Annotated in this window: 14 protein-coding genes, 1 tRNA gene and 2 pseudogenes; 9 read left to right on the top strand and 8 right to left on the bottom strand. The window is 58.5% G+C overall.

Annotated elements, in window-relative coordinates; translation table 11 throughout:
- The first annotated feature begins 270 nt into the window (after positions 1 to 270).
- The 4 genes from MJ605_RS05785 (at position 271) to MJ605_RS05770 (ending at position 2269) form a co-directional block, all read left to right on the top strand.
- A tRNA-Ile gene (locus tag MJ605_RS05785) sits at positions 271 to 346 on the top strand.
- An 87-nt stretch (positions 347 to 433) separates the two neighbouring features.
- Entirely contained in the window at positions 434 to 1477 is a 1044-nt protein-coding gene (locus MJ605_RS05780) for a tyrosine-type recombinase/integrase (RefSeq protein WP_243040110.1), read from the top strand.
- Between the two features lie 113 nt (positions 1478 to 1590).
- Positions 1591 to 1953 (top strand): HVO_A0114 family putative DNA-binding protein, encoded by a 363-nt coding sequence (locus MJ605_RS05775; RefSeq protein WP_243040109.1) that lies wholly within the window; start codon positions 1591 to 1593, stop codon positions 1951 to 1953.
- 76 nt (positions 1954 to 2029) lie between these two features.
- Positions 2030 to 2269: an antitoxin VbhA family protein gene (locus tag MJ605_RS05770; RefSeq protein ID WP_243040108.1), complete on the top strand. Its 240-nt coding sequence runs from the start codon at positions 2030 to 2032 to the stop codon at positions 2267 to 2269.
- Between the two features lie 661 nt (positions 2270 to 2930).
- On the opposite strand, the gene MJ605_RS05765 is transcribed toward MJ605_RS05770, so the two are convergent.
- Entirely contained in the window at positions 2931 to 3776 is an 846-nt protein-coding gene (locus MJ605_RS05765) for a hypothetical protein (protein ID WP_243040107.1), read from the bottom strand.
- 348 nt (positions 3777 to 4124) lie between these two features.
- Here MJ605_RS05765 and MJ605_RS05760 point away from each other — a divergent pair, with 348 nt between their 5' ends.
- Entirely contained in the window at positions 4125 to 5429 is a 1305-nt protein-coding gene (locus MJ605_RS05760; RefSeq protein WP_243040106.1) for a helix-turn-helix domain-containing protein, read from the top strand.
- A gap of 110 nt (positions 5430 to 5539) precedes the next feature.
- Here MJ605_RS05760 and MJ605_RS05755 read toward each other — a convergent pair.
- Positions 5540 to 5928: pseudogene (locus tag MJ605_RS05755) on the bottom strand (transposase); the annotation flags it as partial.
- Between the two features lie 293 nt (positions 5929 to 6221).
- Between MJ605_RS05755 and MJ605_RS05750 the strand changes: the two are divergent.
- Positions 6222 to 6443: a hypothetical protein gene (locus MJ605_RS05750; RefSeq protein WP_201315199.1), complete on the top strand. Its 222-nt coding sequence runs from the start codon at positions 6222 to 6224 to the stop codon at positions 6441 to 6443.
- Between the two features lie 94 nt (positions 6444 to 6537).
- Here MJ605_RS05750 and MJ605_RS05745 read toward each other — a convergent pair whose 3' ends face one another.
- The 4 genes and pseudogenes from MJ605_RS05745 to MJ605_RS05730 all read right to left on the bottom strand — a co-directional run.
- A complete protein-coding gene (locus MJ605_RS05745) occupies positions 6538 to 6837 on the bottom strand; it encodes a hypothetical protein (RefSeq protein WP_243040105.1) in 300 nt (99 codons plus the stop codon).
- 28 nt (positions 6838 to 6865) lie between these two features.
- A complete protein-coding gene (locus tag MJ605_RS05740) occupies positions 6866 to 7123 on the bottom strand; it encodes a hypothetical protein (protein ID WP_243040104.1) in 258 nt (85 codons plus the stop codon).
- A gap of 336 nt (positions 7124 to 7459) precedes the next feature.
- Positions 7460 to 7666 carry a hypothetical protein gene (locus MJ605_RS05735; protein ID WP_201315202.1) on the bottom strand — a complete coding sequence of 69 codons (207 nt, stop codon included), beginning with the start codon at positions 7664 to 7666 and terminating at the stop codon, positions 7460 to 7462.
- Between the two features lie 549 nt (positions 7667 to 8215).
- Positions 8216 to 8461: pseudogene (locus MJ605_RS05730) on the bottom strand (IS30 family transposase); the annotation flags it as partial.
- Positions 8462 to 9619: 1158 nt separating this feature from the next.
- Between MJ605_RS05730 and MJ605_RS05725 the strand changes: the two are divergent.
- Together MJ605_RS05725 and MJ605_RS05720 are read left to right on the top strand one after the other, a co-directional pair.
- Positions 9620 to 9955, top strand: coding sequence for a hypothetical protein (locus tag MJ605_RS05725; protein ID WP_243040103.1), 336 nt, complete (start codon positions 9620 to 9622; stop codon positions 9953 to 9955).
- A gap of 480 nt (positions 9956 to 10435) precedes the next feature.
- Entirely contained in the window at positions 10436 to 11152 is a 717-nt protein-coding gene (locus tag MJ605_RS05720; RefSeq protein WP_243040102.1) for a Crp/Fnr family transcriptional regulator, read from the top strand.
- Positions 11153 to 11372: 220 nt separating this feature from the next.
- On the opposite strand, the gene MJ605_RS05715 is transcribed toward MJ605_RS05720, so the two are convergent.
- Positions 11373 to 11756 carry a hypothetical protein gene (locus MJ605_RS05715; protein WP_243040101.1) on the bottom strand — a complete coding sequence of 128 codons (384 nt, stop codon included), beginning with the start codon at positions 11754 to 11756 and terminating at the stop codon, positions 11373 to 11375.
- 27 nt (positions 11757 to 11783) lie between these two features.
- Here MJ605_RS05715 and MJ605_RS05710 point away from each other — a divergent pair, with 27 nt between their 5' ends.
- Positions 11784 to 12260 carry a hypothetical protein gene (locus tag MJ605_RS05710; protein WP_243040100.1) on the top strand — a complete coding sequence of 159 codons (477 nt, stop codon included), beginning with the start codon at positions 11784 to 11786 and terminating at the stop codon, positions 12258 to 12260.
- Positions 12261 to 12341: 81 nt separating this feature from the next.
- On the opposite strand, the gene MJ605_RS05705 is transcribed toward MJ605_RS05710, so the two are convergent.
- Complete coding sequence (locus MJ605_RS05705; protein WP_201315207.1) at positions 12342 to 12794, bottom strand: fasciclin domain-containing protein; 453 nt, start codon at positions 12792 to 12794, stop codon at positions 12342 to 12344.
- Positions 12795 to 13466 lie beyond the last annotated feature (672 nt).

The raw sequence follows: 13466 nt of genomic DNA, 5'->3' as shown, positions 1-13466 counted from the left end.
TAAGGCGTTTCTCCCAGCGCCCAGGCCCACGCGGGCCAGAGCATGAGACAGGCCAGGACAAGAACAGCTCGAACAACTCGGCGACGCGGCATACGCGAGAGTCCCATGCAGGCAAGCCCACCCATCCTACCCATACCCGTGTCCTTGGTCAGGGCTGCATGCCCACAAGTGCCAAAGGAGGGGCGATATGCCCACCGCATTGACTCGCCAAGTCGACGCCTCCGCCACCTGCCGCTAAGATGCATACCCCGCGCAACGCGGGGCACGCACGGGCCTATAGCTCAACGGTTAGAGCAGGGGACTCATAATCCCTTGGTTCCAGGTTCGAGTCCTGGTGGGCCCACCATATGCCACAAGGATTTAAGGCCAAATCGCCTGCAAGTCCCTTGCCTTGTGGTACAATTTCGGTACATCACCGGGATGCGGCAGCTTCATGGCAACCCTCGTAAAGACCCCCTCTGGGACTTGGAAGGCAGTCATCCGCAAGCAGGGATGGCCCACGGCGGCGAAGAGTTTCCGCACGAAGCGCGATGCCGAGGACTGGTCGCGCCGCGTCGAGGACGAGATGGTCCGCGGCGTCTTCATCGAGCGCGGCCCCTCGGAACGGACGAATTTTGGAGCGGCGCTCGATCGCTATCTCGCCGAAGTTACGCCAACCAAGAAGGAATCGACGCAGCGCGCCGAACGGCTCAAGGCGGTGCCTCTCCGCACCTTCTTCGGCAAGTACTCCCTCGCTGCGGTCAGTCCCGAACTCGTGGCCAAGTACCGCGACCACCGCATTGCGGCGGGAAAGAAGCCCAACACGGTCAGGCTCGAACTGGCGCTGGCCAGCCACCTCTTCAACACGGTGATCCGCGAGTGGAGGATCGGCCTCGTCCAGAATCCCGTGGCCAGCGTCAGGAAGCCAAGTGCGGGAGAAGGGCGTGACCGCAGACTCTCCAGCAGCGAAGAGAAGCGGCTGCGCTCCGCCGTGTCGGCGTACTCCAACCCGATGCTCCGATGGATCTTCGAGCTAGCCATCGAGACAGGCATGCGATCGTCCGAGATCACCGGCCTGACCATGCGCCAGATCGACATCACGCGCCGCATTGTCCGCCTCAGCAAAACCAAGAACGACAACGCGCGCACCGTTCCGCTCACCCAGAAAGCCAAGGACGTCCTCGCAGCGGCACTGGCGAATCCGGTGAGACCGGATGACTGCGATCTCGTATTTTTTGGTGAGCCGGGAAGAGACGGCAGACGGAGACCGTACAACTTCAACAAGGCATGGCTGGGCATAAAGGTTCAGCTGGGCCTCGGTGACCTGAGATTCCACGATCTACGCCACGAAGCAGTGAGCCGACTCGTGGAAGGGGGACTCAGCGACCAGGAGGTGGCCGCCATCAGCGGGCACAAGTCGATGCAGATGCTCAGGCGCTATACGCACCTGAGGGCCGAAGACCTCGTGAGCCGCCTTGATGATCTGCGCAAGAGGTAGCTCTCGCAGTCGTCCGCTTTGGCACCCTCCTCTGGAGCCCGGAACCCTGAGTCACATATCGCCGAACGCTCGACTCGCCCTGACAGATGCCGTGAAGCAATGAGGGATTCGCCGTGATCGATCGTGTCGTGACCCTGACCGTGTCATCTCGTGATGCATCACGAACACGCTTCATTTCCGCCGCCAAGGGCGAGAAGCAGGGTGACTACGTGGTCTTCGAGGAGGCAGCCGACCTGGCAAGGCTCCTCACGGAAAACCGCGTCCGGATACTTGAGTCGATGGCAGGCAGGGGAGCGCTTAGCATCGGCCAGATTGCCAGAATGGTCAGGCGTGGCACCCATGTCGTCCAGGACGACATCCAGGCGCTCGTCGACGCTGGGGTAATCGACCAGAACGACAATGGCGTCGAGGTGGCCTGTGGCGCCATCCGCGTGGACTTCTTCATTCACTCCAAGTCACCGGCCAATGTCGACTAGCGGACGGACAAGGACCGTGTCGTCGCGGCTATCTCAACCCCAGCGCACTTCCCTACCTTTGGTATAGGAGACTCCAATGGCCAAGTTCCCCGCCATCACTCTGGAAGAGCGCGCCCTCCGGCAGAGGCATGTCGACGGCGCACGCGCCAATGTAGGCCTCTCCGGCTTCAAGCCCGACGAGGCGACCGAAGAACGTGCTCGCCGTTACATCGAGGGCGAAATCACCCTGCAGGAACTTGTCGATCCGCGACACGAAAGCGGCGGAAAGCCTGGAGTGCCGGCGCCATCCTTGAAACGAGAGGATGCGGGCCGCTGAGCGGCCTTTTTTGCGGAGTCCGCAAATTTCGCCGCAGGGATCGCTCGCCATCCACTCCTCGGCCGTAGCACAGACTGTGCTACGCACAGACATTTCCGTGGCACAGCGCGAATGGCTTCGTGACGCTATTTGGCGGGCAGATATACGCGAAACGTGGCACGCCCTTTATGTTCCACTATTGGCTCTGTGCGCCGCGCTGACGTACTGGGGCGTGATTCGCAATTTGAACGGGCGCGCACCGAAGCGCGGGACCTTTTCGGAGTCCGAAAATTTCGCATTGGGCGAACCGGGGCGGGGACTGTTTTGCGAAGTCCGCAAATTTCGCGTGGGGTGAACCGAAGCGCGGGACTTCTTCGGAGCCCGAAAATTTCACGCGAGGCGAAGCGAAGCGCAGGACTTTTCCGGAGTCCGAAAAATTCGTGCAGGAGCCAAACGGCTCGAGCTGTCGATGAGGCCTCAAAGCTGTCGTACAAATTGTCGTACACATATCGTTAGCTGTACGACATTTCAAATGGCTTCAGAACGCCATTTGACAGGGGAATCTGGGCGAAGTGTCATGCATTCCTTTATGTTCCACTATGCGAGTGCTGGGTGCCGCCAGCCTCCCCGGACGCCCTCCCACATGCGGTAAGTCCCACTCGGTCATCTCGTTGCTCAGTCCCTAGTTCGCCGTGATACCGGGGGCAGAGATGTGAAGTAGGGCGGCGGTCTTCTTCAGGAGCTCCCGGGTCTGCTCGGTTGGCGCCCTTCGCTCACCGCGCTTGTGTTGGTCATTCCGCTTTGCAGCCTCCCTCTCTGCGGCAGCTACCCGGTCTCTGGCCACGCGAACTGCAAGGCGTGGAACAAATTCGCCAGCCCGGGCCTTCCTAGCGATGCCGTTGGCGTATTCGATCGGGGATCCCGCAATTCGACCGGGAATGGCCATCGCTCCAGCCAGCTCATCCACAACCGCCTGAGCGTCGCGGGGATGCAGGTCATGGACCACACTCCAGACTGCATCGCGCTCGTCATTTGTCAGCGACCGGGGATAAGCGATCCCCACGTCCAAATTGCTTGCATCCGTACTACTAGTAGTCCTTTGAGAAGTTCTTTCTGTATTGGTATTTCTTAGGCTCGGAGTCTCCGGTTCCGGCTCAACCGTGCGGGGTTCGGCCGTAAACGGGTTTTCCGTTGACGGTGGAAAGTCCGAGCTACCGGCCCTGCTGCAGGCGCTGTCATCAATGGTCCATACGGTGGTCCCATACCTTCCTTCACACCCTCTGGACTGCTCGATGGTCACATAGCCTGCACGCTGCAGCTCATGGATGGCGGACATCGTGGAGTCACGGCCGTCGAGCTTCTGCTTGGATAGCCTAGATATGTGCAGCTTGTAGGTCTCCGAGAGGGACAGGAGGTAGACAAGCAAACCTGTTGCCTTCCAGCTCAGACGGGAATCTCGGATAAGGTCGTTGTCTAGTGTGGTGAAGTGGCGCTTGTGGCGCCGTCGCAGAACGACGATGTCACTCATGGCACTTATCCAGTGAGCCGCTCAGCGCCGTGACCTTGCTCGTCAAACCGCTCGCTGAGAAGGCGGGCCACATCGATTGTCCTAAACAGGACCCTCCGCCCATAGCGAACACGCGCGAGACGCAGCCTTCGGGAAAACTCTGAGGCCCTGCCAAGGGACACTCTCAGCCCAGCTTCGCTTCGACAGAGTACCTTCGCCACCGCTGCAAGTGTCATGCATGGGCCGTGGATACTGATAAGTAGCTCTTCGGTTGTCATTGCTATCAATCCATGTGGAGGAGTGATTGCAGGCTACGGATAAGAACGCCTAGAATAGGACCATTTTCGGAACAAAGAAGTTGACACTCGGATGATCACGCGTGCGGAGAAGTTCGACATGGATGTCCGACTGCTCCGGCCCTTCAAGGGATGTGATCCCGAACTCGCACTCGCCGTCAAAGGCTTCCGCGCGTCGCTCACGCCTTCCCACAGCCTGACCTCGAGGCGATATTCAATCCGCGGTCTCTTTCGACGTCATCTCGATGAACCATTCGGGCGCATCCTGAAATTGATCAGTAGTTGGCCCGACCTGCGGAGACTCCTGCCAGACCTTTTTTCAGACGTACTGGTGGAAGGCACAATCAATCATCCTTGGATCCCACTCGGCAAAAGGCCGGTGAAGTCGTTTATTGCCCCGGACTTGTCGGAACTTGGGTCTCCAGTCCGCCCGGTGGGCGTGCTTCCCGACGGAAGATCTGTGTTGAAGGAAGCAACCCGGCCCAACTGGATTGCGGAAGTCGACTGGCGCATCGCGCGGCTGGCCGTCTGGAATGAGAATGTCCGACAAGTCATCCGAGGCATCGACAAAAAGACACGAGCGGGCGAAGTCACGAACAGCGTCTCCAGGCGCATTGTGGGTTCGCTGGATACGATGCGAAGCATCCTGGATTTCGTGCGCCGCCGGCGGCCTCTACGAGGGCTCGACATTGACTTCGGCGCGGTGGCTGACGAAAAGCAGCGAAGACCATCAGAGGCCTTCTGCGAGCTTTGCTGGAGAGTGTCTGCCCGGACAAAAGCACTGAAGGAACTGGGCTGGCCATGGCCCGTGCCAGCCCGCGTTGCCCGGATCAGTGATCGCTTCTGCGCCGAACACAACCCAAGTGATCCGGGATCTCGATACCGCGCGGATCTTTATTACAAGAAAGCATTCCAGAGAGAGCTCGCTTCAATGACGAGCATGGTCGAGTCGGAACTCTGGTTGCGATTTCCCGCTCCCCGCGGCGCGGATGAGCAGGAGACGCGGAAGACAGCCTACGACACAGTGCACTCTGGGCTCGTACGTATCCGATCCACGAAGTCTCAACACAGTTCACTGAAAGAGCGGATCTTCGCCCTGTGGAAGAAGGGGCTGTCGCAAGCAGTCATCGCCAGGGAACTTGGAGTCAGTCGGCAAGCAGTATCGAAGGCGCTGAAAAGCCTTCGCCTTGTCGTAGAAGCAAGGGGCCGCGAAACGCATGTCAGCCCAACAACTGGCGAACCGCGGGTCAAAGACACCACATTGGAGTTGATCTTTTCCCTTCACCGAAAAGGAAAAGGTGTCGCCGAAATTGCGGGCGAGGTAGGACATCTGAAGCACACGGTGCGCACCTCGCTGAAGCGACGTGGTGGCGCCTAGTGCAGACACTGTTGGAGCTGATCACTTGAACTGATCACAGGTGATCAACTCGGAGACACCTAGATCGTAGCGAGCCATCGACCGGATCTGGCCGCAAACGGCAACTCAAGCGGTTGCTTCAACCATGCGTAGTAACCGCTGCGCTTGACCTTGAGCACACGACACATCGTGACGACGCGAAACCGCTGGCTATGGGCCTGCATGAAGGCGTACTTCGCCCTTACTCCTTGGCAAAGTACGCGGCGGCCATTTTTAAAATGTCGCGCTCCTCTTCGGCGCGACGCAGCTCGGCGCGAAGTCGAGCGTTCTCCTGCACCAGATCAACGTCCTTCTGGGCCTTGCGCGCATCGCGGCTGACGCCGCGCTCACGAAGCCATGCATAAAGGCTGTGAACGGACACACCCAGCCGCTCGGACACTTCGGCCACGGGATACCCACGCTCGCTGACTTGCTTGACCGCCTCGGCCTTGAACTCGTCGGTGAAACGCTTGCTGGTCATAGATCCTCCGATCCTCAATAGACACTATCAGGTGTCTACGGAATCGGGGGTGTACCAGTAGCCGGGTAGCACTCAAGCAGAGATCGGCGATCTCTGGCAGACGAAGGCAACTCCAACCCCGAGCCCCGCTCCTGCCAAGCAGACCGAAGCCCTTCCCTGTCTCGTTACATGGGACTAACAGCGGCACGCGCAAAGTGATCTCAGGGAGCGTGGAATCATCCTCCTTGCTGCCCCAATCACCATCTAGCAGACACCTCTCGAACCATCTCTGCCTTAACAGCAGGAGCAGACCCATGTCTAAGTCACGCCAAGATTTACGCGGCTTGCTAAGCCGGGTGGATGTAACGGTATCTGTGTTGCGTACTAAATACCCCAAGGACAAGGAGTTTTTTGAATCTACCGACGGGGTCTTTTCTGATGTCCTGGCGCAATCCAGTCGTGAGGACGAGGATTGGGTGCGGGGGATGATTGATTGGATCTGCACTCGTCACCGCATGCCCTATCCGGCAGCCTAGTCATCCTCTTGTGGCCGACCACAAGGAAGCCTTGAGCGCCCAGCGAAGGCTCGCGGGGCTTGTGCCCGCACCAGATGGATATTCATCCGAGCCGTTAGCGGACGAGTATTCCGCGAGCTTCCAACATGGCGTTGATCTGGCAGGTGATCCAGTCGTGGTCGTCAGGCCCGGCAGCATCGAAAATCAAGTCAGCCAGCCCGGCGAAGGCCGACAAGAGGTCCGCTGGATCGGGAAACTCTTGTAGCAGGCGAGGCAACTGCACCATGAGTCGATTGAGCTGGACCTGTTCAAGGTCGCGGCGGTGGAGCTTCGACATGGGCTCGTCGCCGGCGACAGGGTGGAGCGTCGCGGGTAGAACCAAATGACCGACCAAATGAATATCGTTCGACGTCATGTGACGGGTACCATGTTGCCATCGTCAGCTAGGAATGCGGTGCGATGAATCGCCTATCGTGACCACCGAGAACAGCAGTCACCATAAGGCGCCCCCTTCGCGTGATGTCCACGTTGTAAAGCATCCGGCCGGTAACCGCGGCACCGTCCAGCGTTCCAACGGCCTCAATCAGTTTATCAGCCATAAGGCGGTCGGCACTGGCCAGCGGCATGCTCAGTAGCTCACCGTAGCTGAGCGAGAACAGGTAGTTGACGTCGTCCTGCTGCAACCCGGCACCGATAGGCATTACGTCCTCCAGAATCTCCGAGCGGATTTACGCTACGCCAACCAGAGGAACGGGACCGTTAAGGTCTTGAGATCCGAAGCGCGCGTCGCCATGCGCGATAGCCAATGTGGCTCGCCCGACGCCGTGAACACGCCAGAAGACGATGGCACCAATGCTCGCGGGTACCGATATCCGCGTTGGGTCTAAGGCACATCCAAGTGACAGAGACAAACAGACCGGAACGGAACAGCCCCGGCCTTGAGCTTCTTCTCAACGCAACGCGCACGCAGCCAATGGCGAAACGAGTCGCGCCGCTCGGTGGTCCATAACCGCATAGAATTGGACCCACCACCAGAGTCAATCTCGTTGACCGACGGTCTGCGTCGATGCATTCACTGCGTATTGAAGCGTCTTTTGAACCGCTTCCTCCTGCACACCATCAGCATCGATTCTGAGCAACTCTTCATCCAGAGCAAGCAACTCGTCAACAAGCTGCGATCTTGTCATGGCCATATGCATTACCGCCGCCCGATTTCCGTGAGCGCGTAAATAAACTTGCGCCATAAGCTGGTTGCCCGTGGCGATCGCTCCTGATGCATGAGGTGTAGCTCTTCAATGGAGGGCGCATGCTGATACTCGCCCCTGCGGAACGGACGGAAGAAGTATCTCAACCTTTCGGCAGCACCCTTGATCATCGCCCGCCGCCTTGCCTGGCGGCCGCTGTGTCGACGAGCTTCTTGCTACCAGCGCTAGAGAGGCTGGCTTCGTTGTTGGACATGATAATTCGATTTCACTATTAGGGGTCCGCGACAAGGATCCATAGCGGACAAAATCCGCGACTCCAATGCAGATCGGAGAGGTACTCAGAGGGCGTCAGGAACAAGACCGCGTGACTGAGACGTCTGCCAGGGAGGAGACTTTCTATCCTAGCGTCCAAGCAGCATGCGCTTGTAGTTGTTACATGATGGTGATCTGGCGCAGGCCACGGCTATGAAGGGATGGCAGCTGAAGATAAGCCAACACAAGCGACCGACTGCGGCATCGATGGCCAGCCATGAGGAATGTCCGCTCAGGCTTGCGACTTCAGTCGGTCGTTGCAACACATTGTTGGAATCATTCGGCCGGTGTTTCGAAATTGAGCATCTCGGCCTTGGTCGCTCATTCAACTCCCGAGCCAGGGCACTGAGTTTAGCCCGTGAGGTCCGCGCCCTTGGGGAAGTACTGGCGAAGCAGGTCGTTGGTATTCTCGTTCGATCCCCACTGCCATGGATTTTGCGGGTCGAAGAAGTAGACCTGGATACCGGTTGCCAGCGTGAAGCGCTGATGGTCCGCCATCTCCTTGCCGCGACCACAGGTTAGTCACTTGTACAGTTCACGAGGCATAGTGTGCTGCGTCGACCGACTGAAGTCGCACTCGAAGACAGACGTTGCTTGCCTTCCGAACGATCCTTTGCGCGATACCCATACTCATGGCGCTACGGAGCGTCACGTCATCATCAGACAACACTGGTAAGTCAGCGACAGAAAGAGCCGGGCGGCGACGGCGAGCGCATGGCGGCTACGCTCCAAATGTGAGTAAGGGAGCAATGCGGCTTTGCACCAGGGCGTGGATGAAAGCGCTATCCAGGACTGCAATGTGCGAAGCCTGCAGTAGCTCACCACCCATTTCTCCTTGAAATTCGCCGTCCCTCCAAAGCAGTGCGCGCCAGACTGCGTAATCTCGACGCGTCGTATAGGAGCCTTCGTAACTGTAGGGGCCAAACACGCCACGTAGAATCGTCATTTGGATCCTCTCCACAAACCGCAACGGGCGATCTCTCTTCCAGCAATGGGCGCTCTGTCGGAGTCATCCCAGACTAGCCGCCCCAAGATCCTCCGCTGCGGCGAATGGCAAGTCCATACGCCATCAAGTCGATCTTTTTGGCCTAGCTTCATGCTTGCCTACGGATTCTAATGATTGCTGATTGCTACCCCGCACTCGTACAGACAACTGGCGCCACGGCGGTGGCTAAGAACTGACCGCATTTTGGACTCGCCCCTTTGCCAGGCGTCCCGACGTCCCCTCAGCTCTGGCGTCCGTGCCGACTGCACACGTATGCCCGTTGGCGTGCTTGCGGCACACGGACATGTCAGGTTTTACCGACGCCGGTTCGACGGCTGTGTATGTTTGGAACCGCACAGATGGATAGTCGTCCAGAAGACAGCATGGCATTTGGTGCGAATTGGGTGCGAATTGGGGTATGCCATGTCTGATGAGGCCATGTCTGAGCTTGCCGGTATCACGGGCAACGGTTTCGACTACACGGCGACGTACGCCACAGCTGCCCAGGACAGCGTGGTCTGGGCAGCCACTTATCGTCGGAAAGGCGACTGTCATGGTGTACGCCATGGTCGCGTATTTCACGTTGCTGCACTGACGCAGCGGGGCCTTCAGACTGCCCTTATGGTGGACATCGAGCGATCCTGGGGAGACAAGCCCTGAGGTACTAGCCAAGGGAGGCGTCAGAGGTTTGGCCAATGGCTATGTTGCGTGCCGTACAGAAGTCGCACGAGTCTTCAATCAAGCTTGCTTTTAACGTGTTTGAGGTTTTGGCCATGCCCGCAGACGACAGTCTGAGACAGGATGACATCAACTACTTGTTCTCCCTCAGCTACGGCGAGTTGCTGAATATGCCGATGGCTAGTGCCGATAGGCTAATGGCACAGGACTTGGTTGAGCCGGTTGGTTCGCTTGATGGCGCCAACGTTAACGGTATGGCGGACTACCATGTTGGCATTACACGAAGGGGACGCGGCATGGTGTCTGCCGTGCGCATGGGGCGTGAGCCTCGATTCGTTGAGCCACGCCCGTAAGTTTCGGGGATGTGACTTGATCACAGTGACACCTCCCCGCAATGGGTGTCTATTACCTGTGATCCTGCATTCGCTGTCTTACGGCGGTCCTAGGGTCCTAGAGGTCACAGGAGGCGCCGAAGCTGATATCGCAGCTGCGGCATGCACCCATGTCTCTAGCCCAAGGGTGCCGCAGTCGGCTCCTTAGCCGACAAGGAAGAGAGGCCAGCCACGCGCCCGCTTGCAGACAGCCATTTCAACTCCGAATCGTGATTCATACCGGTTTGGCGACTTGAGTGCGGTCTCGCAACTGACCCGCGATAACAAGCTGAGGGTGCAGAGCGCACCCTCTTCTGTCCCTGCATGCCGACGAACACGCCAGGAGCCAGCATCGCTACCCAAGCGCGATGGGTTCAGGAGACTTGCCGTACTGGATCCCGCCTTCCGCGAAACAGAGCAGCAGGGTGCTAAAATCTGCCAAAGGGCACGATGAGGACAGGTATGGCTGCTGTTCCCGACCCGAGGCAGAACCGGCTGCTTGCGGCGTTGCCAGATGCCGAATGGGCTCGATGGGCCTTGCACCTTGAGCCTGTCGATATGCCGCTCGGCAAGGTGCTGTACGAGTCCGGCAGCCGACTAAGCCATGTGTATTTTCCGACGACCTCAATCATTTCACTGCTGTATGTGATGGAAGACGGTGCCTCGGCCGAGATCGCTGTGGTCGGCAATGAGGGCATCGTCGGCATTTCGCTGTTCATGGGCGGCGAATCCACGCCGAGCCGGGCACTGGTCCAGAGCGCTGGCCAAGGGTTTCGGTTGAAGGCGAGCCTTATGCTGCGGGAGTTCAACCGCGCGGGACCTGTACTTCATCTGCTGCTGCGATACACCCAGGCGCTTATCACCCAAATGTCGCAGACGGCGGTGTGCAATCGCCACCATTCGTTGGACCAGCAGCTGTGCCGCTGGCTGCTACTAAGCCTCGATCGCCTGCATTCTATGGAGTTGGTGATGACACAGGAGCTCATCGCCAACATGCTGGGTGTCCGCCGCGAAGGTGTTACCGAGGCGGCGGGCAACCTACAGCAGGCAGGGCTGATTCGCTACCAGCGAGGGCATATCACCGTGCTGGATCGCGTGGGACTCGAGAAACGGACCTGCGAGTGCTATGCCGTGGTCAAGAAGGAGTATGACCGCCTTCTGCCATCGCCCACGACCTGAGCCCCAATTCCAGCGTGATCCGCGAAGCCCCCAATAAACTGCGCTGAGCGACCGCTCTTTCAGAAATGGTGATGGCGGGTTTTACTGCCAAGGCCGCGCTACTTCAAATGAGCGTCGGCGCATCACTGCGGAACGCGCGGCGCACCAAGGTGTGTCGCGTCCCTTTCAGGGTGCCTTGCGGGGTGGCCGCTCATTCGAGCATCCGCGTTCAACGGCAGCCTCATTCGACTGTATAGGCTGCGCTGGCGATGCCACCCTGTTCACTGTGGATGTCGCGATAGGCCCGCCCCAGGGATCGCTCTACCGAACGAATCTGCATTGCACCCGAGGGGTGTCGCATCAGCTCAAGGCGCAGCAAATCGTTCTCCTTCTGCACTCGTTGATTTTGATCGAGCAGGACATCAAAGTCCCTCAGAAGGTTGTTGGCGCTTAGATGTGGATCCGTGGTCATGGCGCACCTCAGTAGTTCGAAGTCGTGTTGCCGTCCATGCATTAGCAGGATGTCCAGCCGCCGTTGCGCAGCAATTTCCCAGATTTCTCGCCTGACGTTACGCGTAATGAGGCTCTCACGGAACGATTCCAGGCGATGACGTAGCATGGCCACGCGTATTGCCAACGAGGATATCCGAGTATGTCCAACCTCATTGTTGCTAAATTTGATAGTCAGTTTGCAGCCGCGTCCGTTATCAACAAGCTGTTGGCAAGGGGCGTGCGACGCGCGCATGTGCTGGCTTGTGTGGATGAGAGCGTAGGAAACTCAGCCGCAAGTTCAAGTGCGCCGACATCTGTTGTGTCCCATATCAGTCATCAGGGCCATCGAGAAGGCCAGAATGCATCGGAGCTTCGATCACCGAGCCATCCTCCCGGGCCGGCACAGATGGGCCACACTGTGGTTACGGTGGCGTTGGACGATGAAATGCCCGTTGACGATGTTCGTCATCTCATGGAACTCGTTGACGCGACATCGATTGAACTGCTGGATGCAAGCGTCCCCACAGAGAATCCGCTCTTGTGGCCGGAATACAGCACCGGCTCTGCCGTGGATGTCGAGCGAGCTATTTGTGCCACGAGAGGTAGTGACGCCCTAGGGCCGCACTCTCGGCACTAGCCTCTTCCAGGCAAGTGTCATCCGACCCCATATCCGTATGGCGTCTTGTGGTGGAGCGGTCCCCACCACAAGATCCTGTCGTTAGTGCTTAGTGGGCACGATTACCGCATCGATCGCATGGATGATGCCGTTGCTCGAGGCGATGTCCGGCCCCGTGATGGTGGCGCCGCCAATACTGAGCTTGTCACCGTCCTTTGTGATCGCTGCAGTCTGGCCCTGCAGCATCTTCGGCGCGGTCAGTTTCCCGACCTCAACGACCGATGCCCGGCCCGGCAGCACGTGGTACTTCAGTACAGAGATCAACTCCGCTTTGTTTTCTGGCTTCAGCCAGTTTTCCAGTGTGCCCTTCGGGAGTTTTTTGAACGCCGCATCCGTCGGCGCAAACACGGTGTAAGGGCCCGTACCTTTCAGGACGTTAGTGAGTCCTGCCGCTTCGAGAGCCTTGCTAAGCGTATGGAACGAGCCGTTGGCGGCTGCTGTCTCGACGATGTTCTTGCCAGGAACGCGAGAAATGTTGGAATCATGAATGGACATGAATTTGCCTTGAGTTGTGATCCGCGTGGCGGATTTGGAGCGACCGAAGCCGCGACCTCCGATGCAGACCGGAGAAGAACTCAGATGGCGTTAGGGAGAGGACCGCGTAACTGAGACGCCTGCCAAGGAGGAGACTTTCATTCCTGGCGCCCGAGCAGCATGCGCGTGTGGTTGTTAGCTGAGAGTGATGTGCCTGAATGAGTCAGGCGAGATGCCCGGCGTACTGGGCTCCATCGCTCCATAGGCAATGCAATACAAAGCAACTCTCATTCGTCCGTTCAATAGGGCGATCTAGTGATCACACACCTTCTAAGTCGACGCCCCAAGACATGGCGAAAGAACCGACACAATTGTCTGTCGACAGACCGCACGTCCTCGTCACAGTGAGTGGCGCACGCTCGCCGGGCGCTGAATCTTCTGGAACTCATTCCCCGCGCCTCAATCGCGCGTCACTTTCCCTGACGCCCTTTGATTCATCTCCGGTTCTTGTCTTGCTGGAGTTGCGGACTGCGGTCCGCCTACGCTCGTTTGACGCGAGCCATACTCCAGGTGAATTTATGAACGGCGTGTATTTCATTCCTCCCAGGCTCTATGACCGCCAATGCCCCGATCGGTGGCTGCCCGGCTATTACAGCGCTGTCTACGTGGTGCGCCAGGAGGTCGCAGATCTCA

The organism is Dyella sedimenti (assembly GCF_022760995.1).
In the GTDB taxonomy this organism is placed as follows: Bacteria; Pseudomonadota; Gammaproteobacteria; order Xanthomonadales; family Rhodanobacteraceae; genus Dyella; species Dyella sedimenti.
This window is presented reverse-complemented; position numbering and strand designations above follow the sequence as displayed.

Excerpts from the sequence above, each read along its gene's own strand:
- MJ605_RS05765 (WP_243040107.1), bottom strand. The coding sequence starts at position 3,776 with ATGAGTGACATCGTCGTTCTGCGACGGCGCCACAAGCGCCACTTCACC.
- MJ605_RS05745 (WP_243040105.1), bottom strand. The coding sequence starts at position 6,837 with ATGACGTCGAACGATATTCATTTGGTCGGTCATTTGGTTCTACCCGCG.
- MJ605_RS05725 (WP_243040103.1), top strand. The coding sequence starts at position 9,620 with ATGGCTATGTTGCGTGCCGTACAGAAGTCGCACGAGTCTTCAATCAAG.
- MJ605_RS05780 (WP_243040110.1), top strand. The coding sequence starts at position 434 with ATGGCAACCCTCGTAAAGACCCCCTCTGGGACTTGGAAGGCAGTCATC.
- MJ605_RS05760 (WP_243040106.1), top strand. The coding sequence starts at position 4,125 with ATGATCACGCGTGCGGAGAAGTTCGACATGGATGTCCGACTGCTCCGG.
- MJ605_RS05770 (WP_243040108.1), top strand. The coding sequence starts at position 2,030 with ATGGCCAAGTTCCCCGCCATCACTCTGGAAGAGCGCGCCCTCCGGCAG.
- MJ605_RS05740 (WP_243040104.1), bottom strand. The coding sequence starts at position 7,123 with ATGCCTATCGGTGCCGGGTTGCAGCAGGACGACGTCAACTACCTGTTC.
- MJ605_RS05720 (WP_243040102.1), top strand. The coding sequence starts at position 10,436 with ATGGCTGCTGTTCCCGACCCGAGGCAGAACCGGCTGCTTGCGGCGTTG.
- MJ605_RS05750 (WP_201315199.1), top strand. The coding sequence starts at position 6,222 with ATGTCTAAGTCACGCCAAGATTTACGCGGCTTGCTAAGCCGGGTGGAT.
- MJ605_RS05705 (WP_201315207.1), bottom strand. The coding sequence starts at position 12,794 with ATGTCCATTCATGATTCCAACATTTCTCGCGTTCCTGGCAAGAACATC.
- MJ605_RS05710 (WP_243040100.1), top strand. The coding sequence starts at position 11,784 with ATGTCCAACCTCATTGTTGCTAAATTTGATAGTCAGTTTGCAGCCGCG.
- MJ605_RS05735 (WP_201315202.1), bottom strand. The coding sequence starts at position 7,666 with ATGGCGCAAGTTTATTTACGCGCTCACGGAAATCGGGCGGCGGTAATG.